Raw genomic sequence first — 1,633 nt, 5'->3', positions numbered from 1 at the left:
TAGACCCTGTCTTTATAGTGCATAGTTCTCAACTAGAGTCTTTACCTAAAGGTAAAAGAGATAGAGATCGTTAATGATTATTAAGAGAGTCTAATGAGGCGCCTCTCGAGCTCGCAAGCTCGCTGAGGCTTATTGGGTTCGCACTGGTTTTAAGCATGATTCTTGAGCCTAGGCGGCGCACACGCGGCTAAATGGACGTGATTCTCCCTAGGGGTTATGTTGTGATGTTCTGCGGCACACGAAGCCATACAGCGCGTTGAGTGACTGCAATGTTGCTTCGCAACGGTCTAGCAAGAAAGAGCAGGCGAAATCGAATCCCACGCACAGCAAAAACACTATATGTAGTGGTTGAATAAACCCATCAATACTACATATTGTATGCTGCGTTCGTTTTAACTACTATATGTTGTGTTTATTTTAACTACCTATAGGAGTGTCCATGTTCAAATCAATCAAAGGCGTACTGATAAGACTGCGTCGAACCATTAAGGGCAATCTGCCTTTACTGATGATTACCTTTCTCGTTACTTCCTCGGTTGCGCTGGCGCGCTTTGAAGGTGAGCATCTCATTAATGAGGGGATGCAAGTGATAATTGCTGATTGTTGTGCGTCAGCAATTGCGAGTTTTAATTAACCTATGCCAACGTTGGGAGACAGAGGAACGCTAATGAAAAATCTATCTATTGCGGATTGTAACCGCGATTTAACCGCGCTCGATGCTGCCGATAAGCTGGCGGCATCGCTTCACATTGAAATCGAAAAGCTCAAAGAAATGGATACCAGCTCGCTGATTAAAAAGGCGAGCAGTATGTTATTTACGGGCAAAATCTCACTTGAGGCATTAGGCCTACCGTCAAACCTGCTTGAGCAATTAGAGCAATTCGAAAAGTTAAACGGCGTTGCGCGTAAAAAACTACGCGATCGTATTAACGACGACCGCACCGAATTACTCAACATGTCAGAGGGTGTGGAGGTGATCAATGTCGGCTAAACATCCTAATCCCGTTCGCGGTTATATCGCCTGTACTGTCTGTTCGAGTCCGTCAACGGTTCACAATGTTGGTGAGGGAAAACTCATGGAAACGGGTGAACCACCAAAAAATGCCCGTAACATTGGCTTAATGTATTCATGCTGCCCTAAGTGCGGAAATACAGCCCCAAGTAAAAAGGGGACTGAACATATTCAAGCGCACAAGGTGGACAATGAATCAGATTTACCCGAAATAGTAACCGAACCTGTAACCGAACTCCCCCTACTTGAGGGGGTACTGGTAACCGAAGCGTTAACCGAACCAGGGGCGGTGGATACGGTTACCATGCAGACCGCTGAAGCGAGCATTGACGCGGTTGGAAGCGATGACGTAACCGAACCGCCACCATCTACCCAAAAGGAAAAACCATGGTTCAAACAAGTGTTGATCTTGTTGGGCCTGTTTGTTTTCCTTGCGTGGTCTATTCGTGAGCTGATGCCAAAGCGCGTGGTAACCGAAAAAGTAACCGAGGGTGGCACGCATGAGTGAGGACGAAAAACTAGGGCCGGAACTAGACACCGCGCCATTGGAAATCGTGGACGACTGGGGCGATTTTTCGAGTGTGCTAAATCAACTGGAACGTGAGGAGGGGGTAACCGAAT

General features: G+C 46.8%; 3 protein-coding genes. All 3 read left to right on the top strand.

All coding sequences use genetic code 11. The features are described 5' to 3' along the window. Positions 1–439: 439 nt before the first annotated feature. Positions 440–634, top strand: a complete 195-nt coding sequence (locus tag IQQ51_RS20810) for a hypothetical protein (RefSeq protein WP_193842010.1) — start codon at positions 440–442, stop codon at positions 632–634. A gap of 33 nt (positions 635–667) precedes the next feature. After that, the gene (locus IQQ51_RS20805; RefSeq protein WP_193842009.1) at positions 668–991 is read left to right on the top strand and encodes a hypothetical protein; all 324 of its coding nucleotides are present in this window, start codon (positions 668–670) and stop codon (positions 989–991) included. 85 nt (positions 992–1,076) lie between these two features. Beyond that, positions 1,077–1,520, top strand: coding sequence for a hypothetical protein (locus IQQ51_RS20800; RefSeq protein ID WP_193842008.1), 444 nt, complete (start codon positions 1,077–1,079; stop codon positions 1,518–1,520). The last annotated feature ends 113 nt before the right edge of the window (positions 1,521–1,633 follow it).

The organism is Vibrio sp. OPT18 (assembly GCF_015163615.1).
Taxonomy (GTDB): Bacteria; Pseudomonadota; Gammaproteobacteria; order Enterobacterales; family Vibrionaceae; genus Vibrio; species Vibrio coralliirubri.
This window is presented reverse-complemented; position numbering and strand designations above follow the sequence as displayed.